This window comes from Streptomyces sp. NPDC058691 (assembly GCF_042714775.1).
Lineage (GTDB): Bacteria > Actinomycetota > Actinomycetes > Streptomycetales > Streptomycetaceae > Actinacidiphila.
Genome location: NZ_JBHXSO010000011.1, coordinates 1 through 24,853, shown reverse-complemented (window position 1 = coordinate 24,853; position 24,853 = coordinate 1). Strand labels below are relative to the sequence as shown.

Sequence of the window (24,853 nt, the reverse complement as noted above, 5' to 3'; positions counted from 1 at the left end):
TTCTTTCCGTATTGCGGAAAATGAGAGTGGACTAGGGCGCGACACCTGGACCGCAGGACGACGCAGGAGTGAGCGAATGCCTCGAATGACCGCCGCCCGAGCGGCAGTGGAGATCCTCAAGCGGGAGGGTGTCGACACCGCGTTCGGCGTCCCCGGTGCCGCGATCAATCCCTTCTACGCGGCCCTCCGGGCCTCCGGAGGCATCGCCCACACGCTCGCCCGCCATGTCGAGGGCGCCTCCCACATGGCCGAGGGCTACACCCGTACCGCCCCGGGGAACATCGGCGTCTGCATCGGCACCTCGGGCCCGGCAGGCACCGACATGATCACCGGCCTCTACTCGGCCATCGGCGACTCGATCCCGATCCTGTGCATCACCGGCCAGGCACCCACCGCGGTGATCCACAAGGAGGACTTCCAGGCCGTCGACATCGCCTCCATCGCCGCGCCGGTCACCAAGGCCGCGACCACCGTGCTGGAGGCCGCGCAGGTTCCCGGGGTCTTCCAGAAGGCTTTCCACCTCATGCGCTCCGGCCGCCCCGGCCCGGTCCTCATCGACCTGCCGGTGGACGTCCAGCTCACCGAGATCGAGTTCGATCCCGAGACGTACGAGCCGCTGCCGGTCTGGAAGCCCGCCGCCACCCGGCGGCAGATCGAGAAGGCGCTGGCGATGCTGTGCGCCGCCGAGCGCCCGCTGATCGTCGCGGGCGGCGGTGTCATCAACGCCGACGCCTGCGCCCTGCTCGTGGAGTTCGCCGAGCTGACCGGCATCCCGGTCGTCCCGACCCTGATGGGCTGGGGCGCCATCGCGGACGACCACCCGCTGAACGCCGGAATGGTCGGCCTGCAGACCTCGCACCGCTACGGCAACGCGACGTTCCTGGAATCCGACTTCGTGCTCGGCATCGGCAACCGCTGGGCCAACCGCCACACCGGCCGCATCGACGTGTACACCGCCGGCCGCACTTTCGTGCACGTCGACATCGAGCCCACCCAGATCGGCAAGATCTTCGCGCCCGACTACGGCATCACCTCCGACGCCGCGGCCGCCCTGGAGCTCTTCGTCGAAGTGGCGGGGGAGCTCAGGGACTCGGGCCGGCTGCCGGACCGCGGCGCCTGGGCCGCCACCGCGCGCGAGCGCAAGGCCACGCTGCACCGCCGCACGCACTTCGACGACATCCCGATGAAGCCGCAGCGGGTGTACGAGGAGATGAACAAGGTCTTCGGCCCGGAGACCCGGTACGTCTCCACCATCGGGCTCTCCCAGATCGCCGGTGCCCAGATGCTGCACGTCTACCGGCCGCGGCACTGGATCAACTGCGGCCAGGCCGGGCCGCTCGGCTGGACCGTCCCCGCCGCGCTCGGCGTGGCGAAGGCCGACCCGGAGGCGTCCGTGGTGGCCCTGTCCGGCGACTACGACTTCCAGTTCATGATCGAGGAACTGGCGGTCGGCGCGCAGCACCGCATCCCGTACGTCCACGTCCTGGTGAACAACGCCTATCTGGGGCTGATCCGCCAGGCGCAACGGGCCTTCGACATCGACTTCGAGGTCAACCTGGAGTTCGAGAACATCAACTCGCCCGAGCTGGGCGTCTACGGCGTCGACCACGTCAAGGTCGCCGAGGGCCTGGGCTGCAAGGCGCTCCGGGTCACCGACCCGGCGGAGCTGGGCGCCGCCTTCGAACTGGCGAAGAAGCTCGCCGCCGAGCACCGGGTGCCGGTGGTGGTCGAGGCGATCCTGGAGCGCGTCACCAACATCGCGATGAGCGTCACCAACGACATCGGCAATGTGGTGGAGTTCGAGGAACTGGCCACCGAGCCCGGCCACGCGCCCACCGAGATCCTTCCCCTCGCCGGAGCCTGACCGGACGGCGTGGTTCCCGGCCGCCGCCTCCCCGCCCCGGCGGGTGCGGCGGCCGGCTTCACCCTGTGCGGGCGGCGACCGCGCTCACAGCGGGCCGAAGAGCCAGTTGCCGGGGGCCGCGGGATCGGTGCCGGTGTAGTACGCCCGGATCGCCGTCACGAGCTCGGCCGTGCTCACCAGGCCGTCGCCGTCGGTGTCGAGACGGGCGAAGGCGGCGACGACCGCGGAGTCCGGGGTGTTGAAAGCGCGTTGCAGGATCTCGAACTCGCCCCGCACGACCCGCCCGTCGCCGTCGGTGTCGCAGAGATGGACGACCGCCTCGGCGGCGGGATGGAAGACGGGGTCGAAGGCCGGGCCCTCGATGAAGGCCCGGGTCATGCCATGGCGGTACTCCGCGGAGGACAGCCGCCCGTCGCGGTCGCCGTCGGCGTAGGCCGCGAGCTCCGCCCAGACGGCGTCGAGGCGTACCGCGACCGACCTGCCCTTCGGCGAGGTGGGGGACTGGCCGAAACCGTGGATCAGCCGCGCGCCGACGTCCTGCAAGTCGGCGCGCTCGGCATACCCGTTGCCGTCCGTGTCCAGGCGGCGGAACGATATGTCGAGCTTGCGCTTCAAGAGGGCGGTAGACATCGCTGCGTCCTGACGTAGTCCTGGGGTCTCCTGGAGTCGGGAGAGGGGAACTTCTCGATATTCCCCCGAGAGCGCCGCTCGCGCGACCCGAGTGACCACGCAGGGTGAAGTCAGGGGCAGGGTCAGGCCGGGCCGGGCCGGGCCGGGCCGGCGGTGAGGTCGTCAGGCCCCTGCCCTCAGGGCCGGGCGCGCGGTCCGGTGCGGATCAGGGCGTCCGCGGCGTCGTTCACCGGCTGGGGAGTGCCGGTGAGGTCCATGACGAAGAGCGGCACGCCGAGCTGGTCGGCCCGCAGCCGGGCGTCGTGCGCGTAGCCGGCCAGTGAGAAGAAGGCGCCCGAGGCGTCCTCGTTGAGGCAGTTCAGCCAGAGGGTCTCCACGTCCCGCAGCACGCTCGGCCGGGTCGTCGGGTCCACCTGGGCGACGACACCGTCCCCGCGCAGGTCGATGCCGTTGGCGGCACGCTCCGAGGCGATCCGCACACCGCCGAAGCCGAGCCACTTCAGATACTGCGCGGCCGCGGTCAGCGCGTCCCGCGCGGTACGGATGGTCACCGGCCGGAACGGCGCCCGCTCACCCGGCGCCACGGGGGCCGTCCCGGCGGGGCGCTCCGCGACGGCCGGGCGGGACGGTGGCATGCGCAGCGCCCGCGTGTCCACCGGCAGCCGGATCACCGCCCCGCACTCACAGCCCAGTTCGGGCTGCGGCCACTCGTCCTCGCGGTGACAGTCGGGGCAGCGCATGCCCACCCAGGAGTCGGACCAGGAGCGGTGGCGGATCAGCAGCGGGATGCCGCCGCGCAGCAGCGGCAGCGCCAGGGGCGTGCCGCAGGCACAGGGGAAGACGGGGGCGGTGTACGTGTGCTCCCGGCGGCAGGCCGGGCAGCGCACGGGCACGCTCTCTGCCATGGTTCGGGACTCCAGGGCGGGTGCTTACCGGGCGGCGGACGTACCCTTCATGTTCCCCTAAGGTACGCCGCTCCCGCAGCTCTCCCGCCGTCCCGCGCGCGCCGGTTGACGCACGGGAGGGTGTCCGCGCCGCCTGACCAACCCCTCAGAAGTTCACGGCGGCGCGGACGGTTCCTGGCCCCTCCCTTGTCGGCGGGAGGGATTCCGGGCGGCGGCGCCCGTCGGGCGCGACAGGACGGATACGGACGCCACCGCCCGGAGACTGGGGTCAGCCGGTGACCGGCAGGCCGGACAGGCGCTCCACGCCGCGCAGCAGGGCGGAGTGGTCGAGGCCGCCGTCGCCCTGGGCCCGCAGCGAGGCCACGAGGTTCGCGACGACGGAACCGACCGGCAGGGCCGCGCCGACGGTGCGCGCGGCGTCGGTGACGATGCCCATGTCCTTGTGGTGGAGGTCGATGCGGAAGCCGGGGGCGAACTCGCGGTGGAGGAAGTTCTGCTTCTTGCGGTTCAGCACGGTGGAGCCGGCCAGGCCGCCGCCGAGCACCTCCAGGGCCGCCGTCAGGTCGACGCCCGACTTCTCCAGGAACACCACGGCCTCGGCGCAGGCCTGGATGTTGACGGCGACGATCAGCTGGTTGGCCGCCTTCACCGTCTGGCCGGCGCCGTGCGGACCGCACAGGACGATGGTCCTGCCGAGCGCTTCGAACAGGGGGCGCGCCTCGTCGAAGTCGGCCTGCGCGCCGCCCACCATGATGGACAGCACGGCCTCGATCGCCCCCGCCTCGCCCCCGGAGACCGGGGCGTCCAGGACCCGGATGCCCTTGCTCGCCGCGGCGTTGGCCAGGTCGACGGAGGTCTGCGGCGTGATCGACGACATGTCGACGAGCAGGGCGCCCGCCTTCGCGTGGGCCAGGATGCCGTCGTCCCCGTACGCGATCGCCTCGACCTGCGGGGAGGCCGGGACCATCGTGACGATGACGTCCGCGTCCTTGACGGCCTCGGCGACCGAGCCCGCGGCGGTGCCGCCGGCGGCCGTGAGGCGGTCGAGCTTGTCCTGTTCCAGGGTGTACCCGGTGACGGAGTATCCGGCCTTGATCAGGTTCTCCGCCATGGGTGAGCCCATGATGCCGAGGCCGATCCAGGCCACCTTCGGAAGGGACGAGCGGGAGGAGTGGGAGGAGCCGGAGGATGCCGGGGGCGTGGTGGTCATGATGTCCTCTCGGATTGCTGGGCGGCGTCGGCGAGCCAGCCGAAGGAGGCGGCGCTCCCCTCCGGGCCCGGCTTGTACTCCAGGCCGATCCAGCCGTCGTAGCCCGCCGCGCGCAGGCGGTCGACGAGCCCGGCCAGCGGCAGCGAGCCCGTTCCCGGGGCCCCGCGGCCGGGGTTGTCGGCGATCTGGACGTGGCCGGTGCGATCGGCGTAGGCGTCGATCACGGCGGGCAGGTCCTCGCCGTTCATCGACAGGTGGTAGAGGTCGAGCAGGAACCTGGCGTTGCCGAGGCCGGTCTCCGCGTTGACCTTGTCGACGACCTCGACGGCGGCGGGCGCGCTCACCAGCGGATAGCGCGGCGACTCCGGCGCGTTGAGGGCCTCGACGAGCAGGGTCGCGCCGACCCGGTGGGCGGCGTGCGCGGCACGGACCAGGTTCTCCAGGGCGAGTTCGTCCTGCGCCTCGGCGCCGGCGCCGTCGACCCGGTTGCCGTAGAGGGCGTTGAGGGCCGTGCAGCCGACCGAGCGCGCGAAGTCCGCGGCGATGTCGATGTTGGCGCGGAAGCGCGCGGACTCCTCGCCGGGCAGGGACAGCGCGCCGCGGTCGGGCCCCGGCAGCTGCCCCGCGTAGAAGTTCAGCCCCACCAGCCGGGTGCCCGCGTCCTCCAGGGCGGAGCGCAGTTCGTCGAGCCGCGCCTTGGGCGGGGTGGGGGAGTCCGGCCACGGCCACCACAGCTCCACCGCGTCGAAGCCCGCGGCCGCGGCGGCGGCGGGGCGCTCCAGGAGCGGGAGTTCGGTGAAGAGGATCGAGAGGTTCACATCGCAGCGCGTGGAGTCCAAGCCCATCTCGTGCGCCCTTTCCGTCTGGTGCGTCGCCTCGGCGTTTGCGTGCGATTTCCGTATCGCGGAAACTGTTTTCTGCTTACCGGAAGACTGGATCACCCGACCGGGGACTGTCAAGGGGGATGTCCTCGAAAGCCGCTGACCAGCTAGGTTGAAGGCGTGCGCCTGAGACTCGAATTCACCACCGAGCCCTTCGATCTCGACGTGCTCCCGGAGCACGCCGCGGTGGCCCGGGAGGTCGTCGGTTCGGCCGCTCTGGAGAAGGTCGACGTCGGGCCGTTCGGCAATACGGCCGAGGGCGCCGCCGACCAGGTGGTGGACGCGGTCGGCGATCTGCTGCGGCGCACTCTGGGCGCGGGGGCCACGCGGGTGTCGCTGCAGATCAGTGTCATCGGGGAGGCGGATCGATGACCGTGGACGGCGAGCGGGGCGGGCGCGGCGAGCACCCGTTCAGCGCGGCCATCACCCCGCTGGTCGCCGCGATGGGCGCGGAGATGGTGCCGCCCGGCGAGGCGCGCGGCGACGACGTCGTGCTGAGCTGGGAGGGCGAGGCCGTCGTGGCGGTCCGCCTGCCGCACCTGGCCGACTCCCTCGATCACCTCCTGGCGGACCTGGAGCGCCGGCACGGCAAGGCGCTGGCCGAACTCGGCCGCAAGGAGAAGCAGACGGTCGTGCGCATCCTGGAGGAACGCGGCGCGTTCTCGGTGCGGCACGGGGTGGAGACGGTCGCCTCGGCCCTCGGGGTGAGCCGCTTCACCGTCTACAACTACCTGAACCGCGAGAACGCGGCTAAGGAGCGCGAGTAGCCGACCGGCCCGCCGCCCGCTCGCTTTGGCCCGTCCGGCCGTCGTGCGGTCGCCGCGGAGTGGGCATTTTTCAACAAAGTGTTGACGTTGTGCGGTAGGCGCTCCTAGCGTGCTGGTGTGACCTCCCGTCCTTCCCCGGCCCTGGCCCGGTTCAACGCCGTCGGCGCGGCGGAGGCCGCCGCCCTGCTGCACGAGGTGTGCGCGAGCCGTGCCTGGGGCGCGGAGGTGGCCGCCGGCCGCCCCTACGGCAGCGTCGAGGCGCTGCTCGAAGCGAGCGACACGGCGATGACCGGCCTCACCGCGGACGACCTGGCCGAGGCGATGGCCGGCCACCCGCCGATCGGCCGGCCGAAGCCCGGCGACCCGGCCTCCGCCCGCGAGCAGAGCGGCGTGCAGGACTCCCTGCGCGCCCGGCTGCTGGAGCTGAACCTCGCGTACCAGGAGCGGCACGGCCATGTCTTCCTCATCTGCGCCACCGGCAGGACCGGCGACGAGATGCTGGCCGCCCTCCACGAGCGGATCGGGAACGACTCCGCCACCGAGCGCGGGATCGTCCGCACCGAACTGGGGAAGATCAACCGCATCCGGCTCACCCGGTTCGCCGCGCCCGCCGAGGAGGACCCCTCATGACGACCGTGTCCACCCACGTCCTGGACACCAGCGCCGGCCGCCCCGCCGCGGAGGTCGCCGTCCGGCTGGAGGTCCGCGCAGGCGGTGACGCCCCCTGGGTGCCGCACGGCGCCTCGGCGACGGACGCGGACGGCCGCTGCAAGGACCTGCCCGCGCTGCCCGACGCCACGACCCATGCACGGCTGGAGTTCGCCACCGGGCCGTACCTCACCCGCACACGAGCCGGAGCCTTCTTCCCGGAGGTGGCGGTCGCCTTCGCCGTCGAGCCGGGCGAGCACTACCACGTACCGCTGCTGCTCAACCCGTTCGGCTACTCCGTATACCGAGGGAGCTAGCACCGACATGTCGCCCACCCGTCTCGGACAGAACCAGTACGGCAAGGCGGAGACCCGCGTCGTGCGCGTCACCCGCGAGGGCCCGACGCACCACGTCAGGGACCTCAACGTCTCCGTCGCGCTTTCCGGCGCCATGGACGAGGTCCACTACTCCGGCAGCAACGCCAACGTCCTGCCCACCGACACCACCAAGAACACGGTGTTCGCGTTCGCCCAGCAGTACGGGATCGAGTCAGCCGAGCAGTTCGGCATCCGCCTCGCCCGGCACTTCGTCACGAGCCAGGACACGATCGAGCGGGCCAGGATCCGCGTCGAGGAGTACACCTGGGAACGCATCGCCGGGGAGCACTCGTTCGCCCGCAAGGGCCAGGAGACCCGCACCGCCGAGGTGACCTTCGACGGCACGCGCTGGCAGGTCCTCGCCGGCCTGAAGGACCTCGTCGTCATGAACACCACCGACTCCGAGTTCTGGGGCTTCGTCAAGGACCGGTACACCACACTGCCGGAGACCCGCGACCGCGTCCTCGCCACCGAGGTCGAGGCCCGCTGGCGGTTCGGCTGGACCCGCGACGAGGACCCCGCCCCCCGGTGGGACGAGTCGTACGCCGAGGTCCGCCGCCACCTGCTGGAGGCCTTCGCCGGCACCTACTCGCTCTCGCTGCAGCAGACGCTGTACGCGATGGGGGACCGGGTCGTCGAGCACCGCCCCGAGATCGAGGAGGTGCGGCTCTCCCTCCCCAACAAGCACCACTTCCCGGTCGACCTCGAACCCTTCGGCCTGGCGAACGACACCCCCGACGGCGCGGTGTACTTCGCGGCCGACCGCCCCTACGGGCTCATCGAGGGCACGGTCCTGCGCGAGGGCGCCGAGCCCCGCATCCCGGTGACGGACTGAGAGGCCCCGCCATGACCCCCGCAGCGCAGCGCATCGTCATCGAGAACTGCGCCGTCGCCACCGTCGACGCGCACGACACGGAGTACGCCACCGGGCACCTCGTCGTCGCCGGCAACCGCATCGAGTCGGTCGGCGCCGGGCCCGCCCCCGCGGGACTCGAGGGCGTCGTGCGAAGGGTGGACGGCACCGGCCATCTGCTGACCCCGGGCCTGGTCAACACCCACCACCACTTCTACCAGTGGCTCACCCGGGGCCTGGCCACCGACCACAACCTCTTCGACTGGCTCGTCGCCCTCTACCCGACCTGGGCGCGGATCGACGAGCGGATGACCCACGCGGCCGCCCAGGGCTCCCTCGCCATGATGGCCCGCGGCGGTGTCACCACCGCCATGGACCACCACTACGTCTTCCCGCGCGGCACCGGCGACCTGTCCGGCTCCATCATCCGGGCCGCCGCCGGCATGGGCGTGCGCTTCACCCTCGCCCGCGGCTCCATGGACCGCGGCGCCTCCGACGGCGGCCTGCCGCCGGACTTCGCGGTGGAGACCCTGGACGGCGCGCTCGCCGCGACCGAGGAGACGGTCGACACGCACCACGACGCCTCCTTCGACGCCATGACGCAGATCGCCGTCGCGCCCTGCTCCCCGTTCTCCGTCTCCACCGAACTGCTGCGCCAGGGCGCCGAACTGGCCCGGCGCAAGGGCGTGCGCCTGCACACCCACGGCAGCGAGACCGTCGAGGAGGAGCAGTTCTGCAAGGAACTGTTCGGCATGGGGCCGACGGACTACTTCGAGTCCACCGGCTGGCTCGGCGCCGACGTGTGGATGGCGCACTGCGTCCACATGAACGACGCCGACATCGCCGCCTTCGCCCGCACGCGGACCGGCGTCGCCCACTGCCCCTCCTCCAACGCCCGCCTCGCCGCGGGCATCGCCCGTGTCCCCGACATGCTCGCGGCCGGCATCCCGGTCGGCCTCGGCGTGGACGGCACGGCGTCCAACGAATCGGGCGAGCTGCACACCGAGTTGCGCAACGCGCTGCTCGTCAACCGCCTCGGGCCGCACCGCGAGGCCGCGCTGACCGCCCGTCAGGCGCTGCGGCTGGGCACATACGGCGGGGCCCAAGTCCTCGGCCGGGCCGAGCAGATCGGCTCCCTGGAGCCGGGAAAGCTCGCCGACCTCGTCCTGTGGCGGATGGACACCCTCGCCCACGCCTCGATCGCCGACCCGGTCGCCGCCCTGGTCCTCGGGGCCGCGGCCCCCGTCACCCTCTCGCTGGTGAACGGCCGGCCGGTGGTGGAGGACAACCACCTGGTCACCGCCGACGAGGACGCCATCGCCGCCACCACCCGCGCCGAGGCCCGGAGACTCGCCCGCATCGCGGGCCTGACGGGCTGATCCGGGCGGCTCGGCGCACGGCGCGGAATGCGGTGGAGCCGCCCGCGCGCGCTCTGTTACGGTCCCGATGCCGGCCGCGGGACTTCGGTGCGACTTCCGGAACCTGCCTGTGAAGCAATGATTCGCTGCTCGTGCCCCCATTCCCCGGCCGGCATCCACAACCGGGGGGAGCACACGTCATGGGCGAGCGGGGGGCGGCCGTCGCGGCCGAGGACGTGCTGCTGTTCGTCAACGCGGCGATCACCGCGACCGGTCAGCGCGAGTTCCGCGACAGCGCCGGACAGCAGAGGCTGTCCCTGGACTTCCTCCACGCGTACATGCTGGGGAACTACCGCGACCTGTACGCCGGGGTGCTCGCGCTGGACATCAACGACCACAACGCGGTCCTGATCATCCGCCGGCTGCTGGAGACCACGGCCGAGGCCACCTCCGGACAGCGCCGCAGCGAGGGCCGGCTGATCGCCGCCCGGCTGGCACTGCTGCCGCCGCAGCGGGCGTACGGGCTCTTCCGCGCACTGCGCCGGGCCGGAGTGAACAACCGGCGCACCCGCGCCATCGTCCGCGACTGGCTGGCCGCGCGCCCGGACCTCGCGTTCGACGCCGTCAAGTACCGCGGCGGTCTGCGGGAGACTCTGCGGCACACCCACCTCGCCCCCGCCGGGGGCGAACTGGGCACGTTCGTCTTCCGGCCGCTGACCCGGGCCCGATATGCCACGCCCCTGCTCGAGGCGTGGCGTCGCGCGCACTACGAGCAGGAGGCCCTGTACGAGCTGCCCTACACCGTCGCCGAGGGCTTCGCGGCCAAGCACCGCGTCCCCCGGGAGGTCTTCCTGGAGCGCATCGCCCCGCGCATGACGCGCCTGGAGACCCTGCGACTGCGGGAGGCCGCCCGGGAGCGCGGCGCCGTCCCCGTGCCGGGCGAGCTGGACCGCATGCCGCTCACCCGGCTGGCGTCCTACGTGCTGGCGCTGCCCCTCGACGAGCGCCGGCGCCGGCGCGGTGAGCTGACCGGCGCCCTGGAGGCGGCCGCGGCACGGGTGGCCGGGCGGCACCGCGGAAGCTGGGGAAAGGTGACCGCCGTCCTGGACGACAGCTTCTCCGCCTCCGGCTCGGGCACCAAGCGCCGCCGCCCGCTGGCCGTCGCCCTGGCCTGCCACCATCTGCTCGCGGCCCTGGCGGGCGAGTACACCGGGCTGTGGACCTCCGGACGGGACGACGCGCTACTGGTCCACCCGTACGGTCCGACACCGCTGGGCCGGCGTGTGCTCGACGCCCTGGACACCGCGCCGTCCCGCCTGGTGATCGTCTCCGACGGCTGGGACAACGCGCCCCCGGGCCTGGCCGCCGAGGTGCTGCGGGTGTGGCGCACCCGCCTCGATCCCGGCGGGCGTACCAGTGTCGTCCACCTCAACCCCGTGTACGACGCTGACGCGTTCGACGTGCGCCGGCTGTCCGCGACCGTGGCCACGGCCGGTATCCGCGACGCCGAGGACCTGCCCGCGCTCGTGGAGATCGCCCAGTTCGCCGAGGGCCGCACGGAGCTCGCCGAACTCACCGCCTACATGGAATCCCGCGCCGACCGCATGACGGCCGAAGTCCCCCAGGAGCGTGCCCGGTGACCGCGATGGACCTCACCGGCCTGGACACCCGCCCTTCCCAGGTGTGGGGCGCGGTGCGCCTGGTGCCGCTGGTGCGCCCCGCACCCGTCGAGGACCTGCGCCTGCACCCGCGGATCCTGGGCGACGGCCCCTCCGTCGTGAGCGTCGGCCCCCGCACGGCCTACTTCTCCTACATCCCGCACGCCTTCGTCGCCGACTGGACCGAGGACGGCACTCCGGCGGCCGCCTACGGCACCCACCTGGCCCCCGGAGGGGACGCGACGCCGCCCGCCACCACCGGCCTGCGCTTCCACCGCAGGATGGCCCGCCGTGAGGAGAAGCACCGGCTGCGCTTCCTCCCGCTGCACCTGGCGCTGGAGGGCTATCTGGCGCTGCACTTCGGCGGACCCTCGGTCGCCTGGGAGGAGTGGTCGCAGCAGGCGCTGCGCCGCGGTCTGTCGCCGCGCGTCGAGCAGGCGTACACCGGCGCCGAGGTCACCGGACTCGCGGACGCGCTGCGCGTCTTCGAGATCCACCCCGGGCAGTGCGGTGTGCTGCTCTACGTCGCCGACGCCCTGGCTGCCGTGTTCGTCGTGCCGCATCCGGACGACTACCGGGTGCTCCACCCGACCCTGGTGCAGGACCTGTACGGCGAACTCGTCCACCACTACGCGCTCCTGATGCCGCCGGTGCCGGAGTTCCGGGCCCGCCTGGGCGACGAGGGTCTCGACTCCCTGGCCCGGCTGCGCGCGGCGGCCGGGGAACAGGAGCGCGCCTGGGCCGGTTTCCACGACACGACGATGGCCGCCGGGGCGACGGAACAGGACGGGACCTGGCGGACGGTGTACCGGATGGGGCCCTTCACCCTCGCCCGCTTCCTGCCGGAGTTCCGGCCCAAGCAGGAGAACCACATCGGCGAGGCCATCACCGACGGCAGCGGCAGGACGGTGTACCTCAAGACGTTCCGGCTCTCGGAGAGCCAGATCCGCCGTGGCCACCTGCTCAGCCGCCTGGCCGCCGCCGACTGGCACCTGGCGGACGCCGCGGCCGGCCTCGGCATCGACGAGGCTGCTCTCGGCCTGCGGCTGGAGTCGGCGGGTTTTGGATTCCTGCTCCGGCAGGACGTGCTGGACGCCTACCGCAAGCGGGCGGCGCCGCCGCGCCGACGGCGGAGCTGACGCATCGTCACCTCCGGTGACGGCGGGCCGTGCCCGAGCTTCACGGCGTACGCGAAGCGGCCGGGGCCGGCGTGCCCTGGCTGTGGATCCCTTCGCGCCCCGGGAGGGGCGTCCCGAGCGTTCGACCGAACGAAACGGGGCGGTGGCCGGGGCGATCCGTTCGGGGCATCCGGTCTGCCGTGCGGCGTACAGTCGGGGGAGTGGGGACGGGCCGCGAAATCGCCGTCCCTGCCGTCCCGAGCAGGGAGAAGACCGTGCGGCTCCATGTCGGCCAGCGCCACGAGCGGGTCCTCGCACTGGTCCGCGAGCGGGGCAGCCTGCGGGTCACGGACCTCGCCGGGGAACTGGGCGTCTCCACGGTCACGCTGCGCCGGGACGTCGAGACGCTCGCGACCCAGGGACGGCTGCGCCGCGTGCACGGCTCGGTCGTGTGGCCGGGCGCCGGGACCGGTCCCGCACCGGGCACCGCTCCGACTCCCGCTCTCGCCGCGGCTGCCCGGGACGCCGAGGGCGTGGTGGCCGGCATGGTCGTTCCCACGCTCGACCACCCCTTCGGCGAGATCGTCCAGGGCGCCCGCGACGCCCTGGAGGCCCGCGGCGGACGGCTGGTGCTCGGCCTGTCCGGGCACCCCGAGGGCGACGCCGAGCAGGCCGGCGGGCTGGTCGCCGCAGGCGCGCAGGGTCTGCTGCTCACTCCCGGCCCGGGCTCCGGCGACGACGACCTGACCGTCGGGACCGGGGTGCCGCTGGTGCTCGTGGAGCGGCACGCGCCGCCGGGCAGCCAGGCGGCGGATCTGGACCATGTCCGTTCCGACGCCGCGCACGGCGCCGCCCTGGCCGTGCGGCATCTGGCCTCGCTCGGCCACCACTCGGTCGCGCTGGTGCTGCGGGAGGCCGCACACGCCGACCGCCTGCGGGCCGGGTACGCCGCCGCCGTCGAGGCGCTGGGGCTGACCCCGGCGCCCGGCTCGCCGTACTGCGCGCCCGCGCGGCTGCCCGAGGCCGAGCGGATCGGGCAGACGGCCGATCATCTGCGCGCGCTGGCCGAGGAGCACGGCGTGCGCGCGGTACTCCTGGACGGTGACGAGTTCGCGGTGGTGCTCGTCCCGCGGCTGCGGGCGCTCGGCGTGCTCGTTCCCGAGGACCTGGCGATCGTCGTCCACGGCGACGAGGTGGCGAGCCTGGCCGACCCACCGCTCACCGCTGTCGCGCCACCCAAGCGCGCGGTCGGCGAGGCCGCGGTGGCGCTGCTCCTGGAGCGGATCGCCGAGCGCCGCTCGGGGGATTCCGGGCCGCGACGGCACGTCGGCCTGCTGCCCGCGCTGCGCGTACGGACCTCGTGCGGGGCGGTGCTCAGGGCAGCAGGTCGTGGGTGACGGCGAGCAGGGCCATGTCGTCGTTGCGGGGGCCGCCGGTGTGGCGGTGGACGTCGTCCAGCAGGGTCTGCAGCAGTTCGGCGGGCCCCTCGAAGCGCACGCCGGCGAGCCGGGTCACCGGGTCGTAGAAGGTGCCGTCGGAATTGCGCGCCTCGGTGACGCCGTCGGTGTGCATCAGCAGCGAGGTGCCGGGCGGGAAGGGCAGGGTGTCCACCGAGGCCACGCCGGTCTCCAGGCCCATGCCGAGAGGCAGGGCGTGCCGGGAGGGCTCGGCGTAGTACACCCGCCCCTCGCGGAGCACGAGCGGCGGAGGGTGGCCGCGGTTGACGAGGCGGAGCTGCCCGCCGTCCGGGGGGATCTCCGCCAGGACGGCCGTGGTGAAGCCTTCCAGCCGGTCCAGGCCCTCGCGCCGTTCGGACTCCCGCCACAGGGCGCGGTCCATGCGCGCGGCCAGTCCGGCGAGCGTCGGCTCCTCGTCGGCCGCCATACGGAAGGCGCCCAGCACCACCGTGGCCGCCTCTACCGCGTCCATCCCCTTGCCGCGGACGTCGCCGATGACGCAGCGCAGCCCGAAGGGGGTCTCCTGAACGGCGTAGAGGTCACCGCCGATGTCCGCGTCCTGCTGGGCGGCCTCGTAGCGGGCGGCGATCCGGAACGGGCCGACGCGTTCCGGCGGCTCGGGCAGCACCGCCCGCTGCACCGCCGCCGCGATGCCGCGGGCGGAGCGCAGCCGCATCTCGCGGACGTGCAGCACCCGGTTGATGAACACCGCGACCGCCGACACCGCCGTGATCGACAGCAGCTCGCTGACGCCGCCGGCGCCGTCGATGTAGCCGAAGTGGTTCAGGATGCCCGCGTCCGCCGCGACGGCCCCGGCACCGACCAGGCACGTGCCGCGCAGCGACATGAGCGGCGCGGCGATCATCGGGGCGACGGAGTAGAAGGCCGTTCCGCTGAACTCGGCGGGAGTCAGGTAGTCCACGAGGAAGCCGCCGACGAGCAGCACGACGGGCAGCAGCCGGACGTAGCGCGCCACATCCCTGCGGTCGTCGGTGCCGCCCTCGTCGACACTTCCCACGCGCGCGCTCCCGCCGTCCGTCCCGGCCCGCCGGGCTGTCGTCCCAGACTCCCCGCGCCCGCCCCGCCCGGCCAGCGGGGGCCGTCCCCCGGGTGAACCGCCGTCCCCCGGGTGGCGCAGGGCGCTTCGGCCGACCAGGCTGGTGGCCCGTACACCGGCACAGGGAGTTCGACGATGATCCGCAACGACGCCCTCAACGAGCCCGCCGTCCGCGCCTTCGTCGAGGCGGTCAACGACGGCGACCGCGAGGCCTTCCACAAGGCGCTCACCGATGACGCGACCATGTCGGACGACGGCTCGGAACGCAGCCTCGGCGAATGGGCCGACCGGGAGATCTTCGACTCCCACGGTCACATGGGCGTCCAGTCGCAGGACGCCGCGGGGTGCACCCTGATCGCCGACTACCGCAACGACACCTGGGGCGAGATGCGCACCAAGTGGCACTTCACCGTCGACGACGGGAAGATCAGCCGCTTCGACACCGGCCAGGCCTGACGGGGCGCGTCAGCGCGCGGCGTCCTCGTGGAACACCAGCAGGTGGCGCCAGAACAGCAGGCGGCGCACCCGGCTGCCCGGCAGGAGGCGCTCCGCCTCGGCGCGGATCTCTGGCAGCGGCATCGTGGGCGGGCGCACCGGCGCGCGCACGGCCGGGCGGGGCCGGCCGCGCAGCCGCTCCCAGACGGCGACGGCGAGCCGGGCGACGGCGTTGACCGGGACGGCGAGCAGGCTCACCGCCCAGTCGGCGGCGCTGTGTTCGGGATGGCAGCCGAGGACCAGGAGCACACCGCCCGGGGCGAGGGCGGCCCGCAGGGTGGTCACGGTGGAGAACGGCACATGGTGCAGGCTCGCCAGGCAGGTGATCACGTCGTAGCGGCCCTCGGGCAGGCGGACGCGCGTCACGTCGGCCACCCGGAAGACCACGCCGGGCGCGGTGCCCGCCGCCGTGACGACCTCATCCGAGGCGTCGACCGCCTCCACCCGCAGCCCCCGTTCCGCCAGTTTGCGCGCGAAGCGGCCGGTGCCGCAGCCCACGTCGAGCGCGGTCAGCGCGCCGGGCGGTACGTGGCGCAGCAGCAGCCGGTGGTAGTGGTCGTTGTGGTCGAAGGGCATGCCCGGACCCTTCCCACGCGATCGGGCCGGTGAACGGCCCCGCCTGTTCGATCACTTCGCCCGCGGGCCGGAGTCCGCGGTGGAAGGCCCGGGGGTCTGGAACGGGTCAGCGGAGCAACTCGTAGGCGGGCAAGGTGAGGAAGTCGACGTAGGTCTCGTCGAGCGCGGTCTTCAGCAGCAGGTCGTGGGCCTGCTGCCAGCGGCCCGCCGAGAAGGCCTCCTCGCCCGCCTCGGCACGGATCGCGGCCAGTTCCCGGCCCGCCACGGCGCGCACCAGCTCGGCGGTGGCCTTCTCGCCGTTGTCGGCGAAGACCACGCCCGCGTTGACCCACTGCCAGATCTGCGAGCGGGAGATCTCGGCGGTGGCGGCGTCCTCCATGAGGTTGAAGATGGCGACCGCGCCGAGGCCGCGCAGCCATGCCTCGATGTAGCGGGTGCCGACCTGGACGGCATTGCGCAGCCCCTCGTACGTGGGCCTGGCCTCCAGCGAGTCGACGGCCAGCAGTTCGGCGGCGGTGACGTGGACGTCCTCGCGCAGCCGCTCCTTCTGGTTCGGCCGGTCGCCGAGGACCGCGTCGAAGGAGGCGCGGGCGATCGGCACCAGGTCGGGGTGGGCGACCCAGGAGCCGTCGAAGCCGTCCCCGGCCTCGCGGTCCTTGTCGGCCTTGACCTTCTCGAAGGCGACCGCGTTGACCTCCGCGTCGCGCCGGGAGGGGATGAAGGCGGCCATGCCGCCGATGGCGTGGGCGCCGCGCTTGTGGCAGGTGCGCACCAGCAGTTCGGTGTACGCGCGCATGAAGGGCGCGGTCATCGTGACGGCGTTGCGGTCGGGCAGCACGAAGCGCTCGCCCGCGTCGCGGAAGTTCTTCACGATGGAGAACAGGTAGTCCCAGCGGCCCGCGTTCAACCCGCTCGCGTGGTCGCGGAGTTCGTGCAGGATCTCCTCCATCTCGAAGGCCGCGGTGATCGTCTCGATCAGCACGGTGGCACGGATCGTGCCCTGCCCGACCCCGACGTGGTCCTGGGCGAAGACGAAGACGTCGTTCCAGAGGCGGGCTTCGAGGTGCGACTCGGTCTTGGGGAGGTAGAAGTACGGTCCCTTGCCCTTGGCGAGCAGCCGGTGCGCGTTGTGGAAGAAGTAGAGCCCGAAGTCCACCAGGGCGCCGGGGACGGGCTCGCCGTCGACGGTGAGGTGGCGCTCGTCCAGGTGCCAGCCGCGGGGGCGCACGACGACCGTGGCGAGCGCGGCCTCGTCCCCGAGTGCGTAGGACTTGCCCTCGGGGGAGGTGAAGTCGATGCGGCGCTCGAAGGCGTCGATCAGGTTGATCTGGCCGCCGACGACGTTCTCCCAGGTGGGGGCGGAGGCGTCCTCGAAGTCCGCGAGCCAGACCTTCGCACCGGAGTTGAGGGCGTTGATCGTCATCTTGCGGTCGGTGGGGCCGGTGATCTCCACCCGGCGGTCGTCGAGCGCGGCCGGGGCGTCCGCGACCCGCCAGTCTCCCTCCCGGATGTGCGCGGTGTCCGGGAGGAAGTCCAGGGTGCCGGTGCGGGCGATCTCCTCGCGGCGCTCCTTGCGACGGGCGAGGAGTCCGGCGCGGCGTGGCGCGAACCGGCGGTGCAGTTCGCCGAGGAAGGCGAGTGCCGATTCGGTCAGCACCTCCTCCGAGCGCTCGACGGGGGGCGCGGTGTCGGCGACGACGGCGTGCGGAAAAGGCCCTGCTCCTGCTGCGGACATGAAGCTGATCTCCTCTGGCTGCGGCTGCTGTCGGCGCGGGGGGACGCGGCACGGCGAAGGTGCGGGCGGCACGGGGTGCCGGGCGGGCCGGGGGGCGGCCGCGGGGCGCCCTGGCCGGACGGGCGCTTCTGCTGCGTGGAGCATAGTTTTTGCATTGCGGAACTTCAACGTTTTGTGGCATCGGGTGCCGGCGGCCGCGGACCGCTGCCGAGCCGCCACAGGTCGTCCGGGGTGTCGATGTCGCCCGGGAGCGCGATGTCCGCGCACTCCACGAGGACGATCGCCGCCTCGTGCCGCTTCAGGTACGAGCGTGCCCCCTGGTCGCCGACCGCAGTCGCCGCGATCGCTGGCCAGTGGCCGGCGCCCAGCAGGATGGGGTGCCCGCGCCTGCCTTCGTACGCGGCGGCGGCCAGCGTCTCCGGCGAGGCGTACGCCGCCATCACCCGCGCCACGGCCTCCGCGCCCACGCCGGGCTGGTCCACGAGCGCGACCACCGCGGCCCGTGCCCCTGTGCCCGCCAGCGATTCCAGGCCGGCCCGCAGCGAGGTCCCCATGCCCTGCTCCCAGTCCGGGTTCACGACCACCGCGCAGCCGTCGAGCACCGCCCGCGCGCGGACCTCGCCGGCCGCGGCGCCCAGCACGATGTGCACCGGCCCGCAGCCGCCCTCGCGCAGCACCCGCGCGGCGTGCTCCACCAGCGGGCGCCCGCCGTACTCCAGCAGCGCCTTGGGCCGGCCGCCGAGCCGGCGGCCGCCCCCGGCGGCCAGCAGCAGCCCGGCGACGGCAGTGTCTGCCCCGCTTCCACCGTTCCGTTCCACGTCCCCTGGATACCGTGGATGGCGGACGAGGGAAAGGTGGACCCGCCATGGTGAGCTGGATCATCGCCGTGCGGCACGGCGAGAGCACCGCGAACGCGGCCTTCGCGCGCGGCGTCTCCCCGGAGGGCGTCCGCGACGCCGACATCGGCCTCACCGACCTCGGCCGCGACCAGGCGGCACGGCTCGCCGGCGCGCTGTCGGGCCTCGGCGGGGACGCCCCCGGCACGGTGCTCTGCTCCCCCTACCGACGCGCCCGGCAGACCCTCGCCGTCCTCGCGGACGGCTACAGCGCCGCGGGGCGCCCACTGCCCCCGGCGTCGTACGAGCCCCGTCTGGCCGACCGCGGCACCGGCGCGCTCGAACTGCTCACGCCGGAGGCCGTCCGTGAGCGCTTTCCGCGGGAGGCGGCCCGCCGCGAACGCGAGGGCGAGTTCGCGTACCGGCCGCCCGGTGGTGGCGAGTCGATGGACGACGTCGCCCGGCGCGTGCGGTCCGTGCTGGACGGGATCGACGCCGGCGGGGACGGCGCGTCATGGCTGCTGGTCACGCATGACGCCGTCGTGCTGATGCTCCGTCATCTCCTGGGGCCGCCGCTGCCGGAGGGGGCGTGTGTCGCCAACGGCTCCTTCGCGCGCTGGCGGTACGGCGCCTCGGGGTGGCAGCTCGCCGACTGGAACCGAACAGCGCCCCTCGGACGTTGATGTCGGCAAGTCGCTTTGCGCGAGAGGAACTTACGGCCGATTTCGCTCTCCGTATAGCGGGCGGAGCGCTCCGTCGCGTTTACTGTCCTCCCCGATGCGGCGCCGGGTGGGGCCGGTCCCGCGCGGGTGCGATCAGCGGGGGTCGATCAATGGGGGATGTATCAGTGGTCAAGGACATGGCGGCCCGTGCGGCGCTGGACGGGGACGGCGCCGAGGACCCGAGGGTGGCCACGCTGCGCGCGGCGGTCTCCCACTGCCGCCGCGCGCTCGCCGGGTACCGCTCGAACTTACCGGACCGTCACATCGCGGAGGACGAACTCGCCGCGCTGGCGGCCGCGGCCGCCGCCGGTGTCCCCGACGTCCCGCGCCTGCGCCGCGGCCTCCTGGTCGTCACCGGCGCCCTCGGCTCCGTCAGCGCCCTGTCCGCCGCCCTCACCGAGGTGCGGCGCGCGATCGAGCTCTTCGGCGCGCCGCCCTCCGCCGACTGAGCGGACGGGACCGGCCGACCGGACGGGCCCGGCTGGAGCCGGTCAGCCGAGTTCGGCCAGCCGGCCCACCGCGGGAGCGCAGCGGCTCTCGATCCACCCGGCGGAAACCGCCTCGGGAGGCATCACGATCGCGCTCTCCACGCCGAGCGCGGCATAGCCGGCCATCTCCTTGACGAACGTGTCCGGGTCCCCGTCGCGAAGCGCGCTTCCCGTGTACAGCATCGTCTTGCGGATCGAGTCGTAGTCCCGGCCCGCCTCGTCGCAGTGCCGGCGCAGCACGTCCAGCTTGTGCGCGACCTCGGCGGGCGAGGAGCCGAACAGATTGCACGCGTCCGCGTAGCGGGCCACCAGCCTGAGGGTCTTGCGCTCCCCGCCGCCGCCGATCATCACCTCGGGGTGGGGCGAGCTGACGGGCGCCGGGGTGCAGCGGGTCTCCGCGAGCCGGTAGTGCCTGCCCTCGAAGGGGCCGTCGTTCTCCTGGTCCCACATCTGCAGACAGATGCGCAGCGTCTCCTCCAGCCGTTCGAAGCGCTCCGAGAGCGGCGGGAACGGCACGCCCAGGCCCAGGTGCTCGCGTTCGTACCACGCAGCGCCCAGTCCCAGGGTCGCCCGGCCGCCGGACAGCACGTCGAGCGTCGTGGCGATCTTGGCCAGCAGTCCGGGATGGCGGTACGTCGTCCCCGTGACCAGGACCCCGAGGCGCACGGAGGACGTGCGGGCGGCGAGGTAGCCCAGCGTCGTGTAGCACTCCAGCATGGCCGCCTCGGCGCCGCCGTTGTGCTCCATCTGGAAGTAGTGGTCCATGACCGACAGCCATCCCACCCCGGCCGCCTCCGCCGCGGCCCCGGCCTCCGCCAGCGCCGGGCCCAGCGCGACGGACCCCTCCGGGTGGTCGAACTTCGTGAGATGCAGGCCAAGTTGCACGGTCACTCCCCGCCTCGGGTCGTTGTCGCGGACCCCTGCGACGCTAGGCCCTGGAGTGCGCTCGAGGTCAAGCCCCGGCGTGCTGCCCCGGGGCGGTCAGCCCGCGGTGCCGGCGGTGAGGGCCGCGGACAGGTGACGGGCCGCGGCCTGGAGGACGGGGACGATCTTCTCCGTGGCGGCCTCGGTGACGCGGCCGGCCGGGCCGGAGACCGAGATTGCGGCGGCCGTGGGGGAGCCGGGGACGGTGACGGCGAGGCAGCGGACCCCTATCTCCTGCTCGTTGTCGTCCACGGCGTAGCCCTGCTCGCGGATGTGCGCGAGTTCGGCGAGGAAGGCGTCCGGGTCGGTGATGGTCCGCTCCGTGGCGGCCGGCATGCCGGTGCGGCCCAGCAGCGCGCGCACCTCCTCCGGCGGGACGTGGGCGAGCAGCGCCTTGCCGACGCCGGTGGAGTGGGGCAGGACGCGGCGTCCGACCTCGGTGAACATCCGCATGGAGTGGCGCGAGGGGACCTGGGCGACGTAGACGACCTCGTCGCCGTCGAGGAGGGCCATGTTGGCGGTCTCGCCGGTCGCGTCGACGAGTTCGGCGAGGTAGGGGCGGGCCCAGGTGCCCAGCAGGCGGGAGGCGGTCTCGCCGAGGCGGATCAGCCGGGGGCCGAGGGCGTAGCGCCGGTTGGGCTGCTGGCGTACGTAGCCGCAGTCGACGAGGGTCCGCATCAGGCGGTGGATGGTGGGCAGCGGCAGCCCGCTGCTCGTGGACAGCTCGCTGAGGCCGACCTCGCCCCCCGCGTCGGCCATCCGCTCCAGCAGGTCGAAGGCGCGTTCAAGGGACTGGACGCCCCCGGCGCGGTCTGACGCCACGGTTCCTCCCCAGGCGGACGATGTGGTGGTGCAGCCTACCGGCGGTCACCAGCCGTTGATCGTCGTCGGCCGCGTCCTTGTGCGGAGCCACGAGCGGCTGTGCCGGAAGCGGGCTTCCGTTTGGTGGAATCCACCAACCCTACTCCCGGGGCTCCCGGTCCGCCCGCCCGTTCCGACGGGCCCAGGGGGGCCCAGGGGGTCTCCGGGGGTTCCCGCGCGCCCCGGGCGGGTCTTGACGGGCCGTATGGCCCGGCGGAGGATCTGATTCAACAGAACGTTGAATGTCCGTGCGACGCCGGTGGAAGGGGAACGCGTGTCCGAGGCCGCTGTCGCGACCGGGCTGGTGCTGCGCTCGACGCGGGTCGTCACGCCCGAAGGCGAACGCGCCGCCGACGTGGCCGTCGCCGCAGGCAGGATCTCCGCCGTCCTGCCGTACGGGAGCACGCCACCGGCCGGCGCCCGCCTGGTCGACCTGGGGCGTGACGCACTGCTGCCCGGCCTGGTCGACACCCACGTCCACATCAACGACCCCGGCCGCACCGAGTGGGAGGGCTTCGAGACCGCCACCCGCGCGGCCGCCGCCGGGGGTGTGACCACGCTGATCGACATGCCGCTCAACAGCGTCCCGCCGACCACCACGACCGCGCACCTGGACCTCAAGCGGGACACCGCGCGCGGCAGGGTCCACACCGACGTCGGCTTCTGGGGCGGCGCCGTCCCCGGCAACGTCAAGGACCTGCGGCCGCTCCACGAGGCCGGCGTCTTCGGCTTCAAGTGCTTCCTCCTGCACTCCGGCGTCGAGGAGTTCCCGCAGCTGGACCCCGCGGAGCTGGCGGAGGCGATGGCCGAGATCGCCCGCTTCGACGGGCTGCTGATCGTGCACGCCGAGGACCCCGCGCTCATCGACGGCGCCCCGCCGCCCTCCGGCCCCAGGTACGCCGACTTCCTCGCCTCCCGCCCGCGCGCCGCCGAGAACACCGCGATCGAGGGGCTGATCGCACTCGCCCGCCGCCTCGACTGCCGGGTGCACGTCCTGCACCTGTCCTCCGCCGAGGCGCTGCCGCTGATCGCCGCCGCCCGCCGCGAGGGTGTACGCCTGACGGCCGAGAGCTGCCCGCACTATCTGACGCTGACCGCCGAGGAGGTGCCCGACGGCGCCACCCAGTTCAAGTGCTGCCCGCCGATCCGCGAGGCGGCCAACCGGGACGCCCTCTGGCAGGGCCTGCTCGACGGCACGATCGACTGCGTGGTCTCCGACCACTCGCCCTCCACGGCCGGTCTCAAGCACTTCGACACCGGCGACTTCGGCGCCGCATGGGGCGGCATCTCCTCCCTCCAGCTCGGCCTGCCCGCGATCTGGACCGAGGCCCGGCGGCGTGGCGCCGGCCTCGCCGACGTGGTGCGCTGGATGGCACAGGGCCCGGCGCGCCTGGCGGGCTTGAGCACCAAGGGCGCGATCGCGCCCGGTCACGACGCCGACTTCGCCGTCCTGGCGCCCGACGAGAGCTTCACCGTGGACCCCGCCGCCCTCCACCACCGCAACCAGGTCACCGCCTACGCGGGCCGCACTCTCCAGGGGGTCGTCCGCAGCACCTGGCTGCGCGGCGAGCGCATCGCCGACCACGGCGCCCCGGCGCACCCCTCCGGCCGCCTCATCGACAGGGAGGACGCGTGACCGCCGTACCCCGGTACACCGGCGACGCCCAGCCGTACTCCGGAGGGGACCCCTGGGCCGACTACCGCGGCGCCGACCTGCCGTTCACCGGGTTCGTCGACCTCGCCGACCGGCGGCTGGGCGCCGGGGTGATCGCCGCCAACGACGAGTTCTTCGCCGAGCGGGAGAACCTGCTCGTCCCGGAGCGCCCCGAGTTCCGGCCCGAGCACTTCGGCCACAAGGGGCAGGTCATGGACGGCTGGGAGACCCGGCGGCGCCGCGGCACGGGCCCCGACGACCCGCACCCCGTCGACGCCGACCACGACTGGGCGCTGATCCGCCTCGCCGCCCCCGGCCTCGTCCGCGGCCTGGTCGTGGACACGGCCCACTTCCGCGGCAACCACCCCCGGCAGGTCGCGGTCGAGGGCACCTCCGCCCCGCTGTCCGCCGCCCCGGAGGACCTGCTCGCGGGCGGCGTGGAGTGGACCGAACTGGTGCCGCGCACGGCCATCGGCGGTCACGCCGCCAACGGCTTCGGCGTGACCGTGGAACGCCGCTTCACGCACCTGAGACTCCGTCAGTTCCCCGACGGGGGAATCGCGCGGCTGCGCGTCCACGGCGAGGTGGTCCCCGACCCCGCGTGGCTGGCGGCGCTCGGCACCTTCGACCTGGCCGCCCTGGAGAACGGCGGCGCCGCCGAGGACGTCTCCGACCGCTTCTACTCCTCGCCGGTCAACCCGATCCTGCCCGGCAGGTCGCGCCGGATGGGCGACGGCTGGGAGACCCGGCGGCGCCGCGACAAGGGCCACGACTGGGCCAGCTACCGTCTCGCAGGGCAGGGGGTCATCCGCGCCGTCGAGATCGACACCGGCTACTACAAGGGCAACGCCCCCGGCTGGGCGGCACTGCTGGGGCGCGACGGCGAGAGCGGCGAGTGGTTCACGGTCCTTCCCCGCACCCGCCTGCAGCCCGACACCGTCCACCGTTTCGTGGTGGTCGCCCCCGCCGCCACCCACGTGCGGATCGAGACCTACCCCGACGGCGGCGTCGCGCGGCTGCGGCTCTGGGGCTCGCTGACGGAAGCGGGCGCGGGGCGCCTCACCCGGCGCTGGGAGGAACTGGCCTGACGGGGCTCAGGAGACGGCGGGCACGAGTCGCACCAGGCCGAGCGAAGTGCGGCCGCCCGCCCTCGCCTCGACGGCGTCGACCGTCCAGCGACCGGGAGGCAGCGGGACGCGGGCCTGTTCGGGCAGGCCGCCGCCGGGGTGTCCGACGCCCGGCAGGCTGCCCGCCGCGGCGGAGTCCATGAGCACCGCGGGCCCGTCGGTGTCCCATGTCCCGCACTGCTCCCACGTGATGGCGGGATCCGCGAGTACCGCCTCGGCCGCGTCGATCAGACCGGCCTCCGAGCCGGCGCCGAGCCAGCGTAGGAAGGCCCGGTGCGCGGGGAGGTAACACGTCGTGGCGGGCTCGTCCCCCAGCACCAGCGCCAAGGCGCCGTCCCGGCCGACGGGGATCACCTCCGCCAGGTCGTCCACGGCGCAGGCCCGGTCGTAGTCGTCCGGGACGTCCCCGTCGCCCAGGACCATCCCCGCTTCCGTGCAGCCGCCCCAAGCGGCGAGCGCGGAGACGGGAACAACGATCATCGGACCGCCCATGGACTCCACCCACACCGGAGCGGGACGGGGCACAGCGGAAACCTCGGACGGGAAGGCGTTCATGGCCCCAGTGTGCCGCCGGCCACCGACAGCGCCGCCCCGGGCCCGTGACGGGACCAGGGCATGGTGCCGCGCGGCGCCGGCGTCTCCCTCGTACGCC

At 73.6% G+C, this 24,853-nt stretch carries 26 protein-coding genes; 15 read left to right on the top strand and 11 right to left on the bottom strand.

Annotated features, from left to right (window positions below):
- The first annotated feature begins 76 nt into the window (after positions 1-76).
- A complete protein-coding gene (gene gcl / locus ACFWVC_RS10285) occupies positions 77-1,864 on the top strand; it encodes a glyoxylate carboligase (RefSeq protein ID WP_384281532.1) in 1,788 nt (595 codons plus the stop codon).
- A gap of 84 nt (positions 1,865-1,948) precedes the next feature.
- Here gcl and ACFWVC_RS10280 read toward each other — a convergent pair whose 3' ends face one another.
- From ACFWVC_RS10280 to ACFWVC_RS10265, 4 genes are all read right to left on the bottom strand, one after another.
- A complete protein-coding gene (locus tag ACFWVC_RS10280) occupies positions 1,949-2,494 on the bottom strand; it encodes an EF-hand domain-containing protein (RefSeq protein WP_384281525.1) in 546 nt (181 codons plus the stop codon).
- A 176-nt stretch (positions 2,495-2,670) separates the two neighbouring features.
- Complete coding sequence (locus ACFWVC_RS10275) at positions 2,671-3,399, bottom strand: hypothetical protein (protein WP_384281520.1); 729 nt, start codon at positions 3,397-3,399, stop codon at positions 2,671-2,673.
- Positions 3,400-3,667: 268 nt separating this feature from the next.
- The gene (locus ACFWVC_RS10270) at positions 3,668-4,609 is read right to left on the bottom strand and encodes a 2-hydroxy-3-oxopropionate reductase (protein WP_384281516.1); all 942 of its coding nucleotides are present in this window, start codon (positions 4,607-4,609) and stop codon (positions 3,668-3,670) included.
- Complete coding sequence (locus tag ACFWVC_RS10265) at positions 4,606-5,454, bottom strand: TIM barrel protein (RefSeq protein ID WP_384281508.1); 849 nt, start codon at positions 5,452-5,454, stop codon at positions 4,606-4,608. The genes ACFWVC_RS10270 and ACFWVC_RS10265 overlap by 4 nt, the downstream gene beginning before the upstream one ends.
- Positions 5,455-5,610: 156 nt before the next feature.
- Here ACFWVC_RS10265 and ACFWVC_RS10260 point away from each other — a divergent pair, with 156 nt between their 5' ends.
- From ACFWVC_RS10260 to ACFWVC_RS10220, 9 genes are all read left to right on the top strand, one after another.
- Positions 5,611-5,862, top strand: a complete 252-nt coding sequence (locus ACFWVC_RS10260) for a hypothetical protein (protein WP_384281502.1) — start codon at positions 5,611-5,613, stop codon at positions 5,860-5,862.
- Entirely contained in the window at positions 5,859-6,257 is a 399-nt protein-coding gene (locus tag ACFWVC_RS10255; RefSeq protein WP_384281496.1) for a helix-turn-helix domain-containing protein, read from the top strand. Before ACFWVC_RS10260 ends, ACFWVC_RS10255 begins: the two co-directional genes overlap by 4 nt.
- Positions 6,258-6,374: 117 nt before the next feature.
- On the top strand, positions 6,375-6,887 hold the full coding sequence (gene uraD, locus ACFWVC_RS10250) for a 2-oxo-4-hydroxy-4-carboxy-5-ureidoimidazoline decarboxylase (RefSeq protein WP_384281491.1): 513 nt from the start codon (positions 6,375-6,377) through the stop codon (positions 6,885-6,887).
- Positions 6,884-7,222: a hydroxyisourate hydrolase gene (uraH, locus tag ACFWVC_RS10245; RefSeq protein WP_384281486.1), complete on the top strand. Its 339-nt coding sequence runs from the start codon at positions 6,884-6,886 to the stop codon at positions 7,220-7,222. The genes uraD and uraH overlap by 4 nt, the downstream gene beginning before the upstream one ends.
- A gap of 7 nt (positions 7,223-7,229) precedes the next feature.
- Entirely contained in the window at positions 7,230-8,117 is an 888-nt protein-coding gene (gene pucL, locus ACFWVC_RS10240) for a factor-independent urate hydroxylase (RefSeq protein WP_384281480.1), read from the top strand.
- 11 nt (positions 8,118-8,128) lie between these two features.
- Positions 8,129-9,514, top strand: a complete 1,386-nt coding sequence (locus ACFWVC_RS10235) for an 8-oxoguanine deaminase (RefSeq protein ID WP_384281475.1) — start codon at positions 8,129-8,131, stop codon at positions 9,512-9,514.
- 179 nt (positions 9,515-9,693) lie between these two features.
- Positions 9,694-11,133, top strand: coding sequence for a hypothetical protein (locus ACFWVC_RS10230; RefSeq protein ID WP_384281472.1), 1,440 nt, complete (start codon positions 9,694-9,696; stop codon positions 11,131-11,133).
- Entirely contained in the window at positions 11,130-12,290 is a 1,161-nt protein-coding gene (locus ACFWVC_RS10225; RefSeq protein ID WP_384281468.1) for a hypothetical protein, read from the top strand. Before ACFWVC_RS10230 ends, ACFWVC_RS10225 begins: the two co-directional genes overlap by 4 nt.
- 254 nt (positions 12,291-12,544) lie before the next feature.
- Positions 12,545-13,666, top strand: coding sequence for a substrate-binding domain-containing protein (locus ACFWVC_RS10220; protein WP_384281466.1), 1,122 nt, complete (start codon positions 12,545-12,547; stop codon positions 13,664-13,666).
- On the opposite strand, the gene ACFWVC_RS10215 is transcribed toward ACFWVC_RS10220, so the two are convergent.
- The gene (locus tag ACFWVC_RS10215; RefSeq protein WP_384281461.1) at positions 13,644-14,744 is read right to left on the bottom strand and encodes a PP2C family protein-serine/threonine phosphatase; all 1,101 of its coding nucleotides are present in this window, start codon (positions 14,742-14,744) and stop codon (positions 13,644-13,646) included. The genes ACFWVC_RS10220 and ACFWVC_RS10215 overlap by 23 nt on opposite strands.
- A 174-nt stretch (positions 14,745-14,918) precedes the next feature.
- Between ACFWVC_RS10215 and ACFWVC_RS10210 the strand changes: the two genes are divergently transcribed.
- Positions 14,919-15,239, top strand: coding sequence for a nuclear transport factor 2 family protein (locus tag ACFWVC_RS10210; protein ID WP_384281457.1), 321 nt, complete (start codon positions 14,919-14,921; stop codon positions 15,237-15,239).
- A gap of 9 nt (positions 15,240-15,248) precedes the next feature.
- Here ACFWVC_RS10210 and ACFWVC_RS10205 read toward each other — a convergent pair whose 3' ends face one another.
- From ACFWVC_RS10205 to ACFWVC_RS10195, 3 genes are all read right to left on the bottom strand, one after another.
- Positions 15,249-15,854, bottom strand: coding sequence for a class I SAM-dependent methyltransferase (locus ACFWVC_RS10205; RefSeq protein ID WP_384281452.1), 606 nt, complete (start codon positions 15,852-15,854; stop codon positions 15,249-15,251).
- A gap of 106 nt (positions 15,855-15,960) precedes the next feature.
- Entirely contained in the window at positions 15,961-17,589 is a 1,629-nt protein-coding gene (gene aceB, locus ACFWVC_RS10200; protein ID WP_384281447.1) for a malate synthase A, read from the bottom strand.
- Between the two features lie 164 nt (positions 17,590-17,753).
- On the bottom strand, positions 17,754-18,407 hold the full coding sequence (locus ACFWVC_RS10195; RefSeq protein WP_384281443.1) for an NTP transferase domain-containing protein: 654 nt from the start codon (positions 18,405-18,407) through the stop codon (positions 17,754-17,756).
- A gap of 47 nt (positions 18,408-18,454) precedes the next feature.
- Between ACFWVC_RS10195 and ACFWVC_RS10190 the strand changes: the two genes are divergently transcribed.
- Both ACFWVC_RS10190 and ACFWVC_RS10185 read left to right on the top strand, forming a co-directional pair.
- Positions 18,455-19,108 carry a histidine phosphatase family protein gene (locus ACFWVC_RS10190; protein WP_384281438.1) on the top strand — a complete coding sequence of 218 codons (654 nt, stop codon included), beginning with the start codon at positions 18,455-18,457 and terminating at the stop codon, positions 19,106-19,108.
- Between the two features lie 176 nt (positions 19,109-19,284).
- Positions 19,285-19,596, top strand: coding sequence for a DUF5955 family protein (locus ACFWVC_RS10185; protein ID WP_384281953.1), 312 nt, complete (start codon positions 19,285-19,287; stop codon positions 19,594-19,596).
- 42 nt (positions 19,597-19,638) lie between these two features.
- On the opposite strand, the gene ACFWVC_RS10180 is transcribed toward ACFWVC_RS10185, so the two are convergent.
- Together ACFWVC_RS10180 and ACFWVC_RS10175 are read right to left on the bottom strand one after the other, a co-directional pair.
- Positions 19,639-20,520, bottom strand: coding sequence for an LLM class F420-dependent oxidoreductase (locus tag ACFWVC_RS10180; protein ID WP_384281432.1), 882 nt, complete (start codon positions 20,518-20,520; stop codon positions 19,639-19,641).
- 96 nt (positions 20,521-20,616) lie between these two features.
- Positions 20,617-21,381, bottom strand: coding sequence for an IclR family transcriptional regulator (locus tag ACFWVC_RS10175; protein WP_384281426.1), 765 nt, complete (start codon positions 21,379-21,381; stop codon positions 20,617-20,619).
- Positions 21,382-21,694: 313 nt separating this feature from the next.
- Here ACFWVC_RS10175 and allB point away from each other — a divergent pair, with 313 nt between their 5' ends.
- Both allB and alc read left to right on the top strand, forming a co-directional pair.
- Positions 21,695-23,056 (top strand): allantoinase AllB, encoded by a 1,362-nt coding sequence (gene allB / locus ACFWVC_RS10170; protein ID WP_384281420.1) that lies wholly within the window; start codon positions 21,695-21,697, stop codon positions 23,054-23,056.
- Complete coding sequence (alc, locus tag ACFWVC_RS10165) at positions 23,053-24,162, top strand: allantoicase (RefSeq protein ID WP_384281417.1); 1,110 nt, start codon at positions 23,053-23,055, stop codon at positions 24,160-24,162. Before allB ends, alc begins: the two co-directional genes overlap by 4 nt.
- A 6-nt stretch (positions 24,163-24,168) precedes the next feature.
- Here the strand turns inward: alc and ACFWVC_RS10160 are convergent, their stop codons facing one another.
- Positions 24,169-24,756 (bottom strand): Imm21 family immunity protein, encoded by a 588-nt coding sequence (locus ACFWVC_RS10160; protein ID WP_384281413.1) that lies wholly within the window; start codon positions 24,754-24,756, stop codon positions 24,169-24,171.
- Positions 24,757-24,853 lie beyond the last annotated feature (97 nt).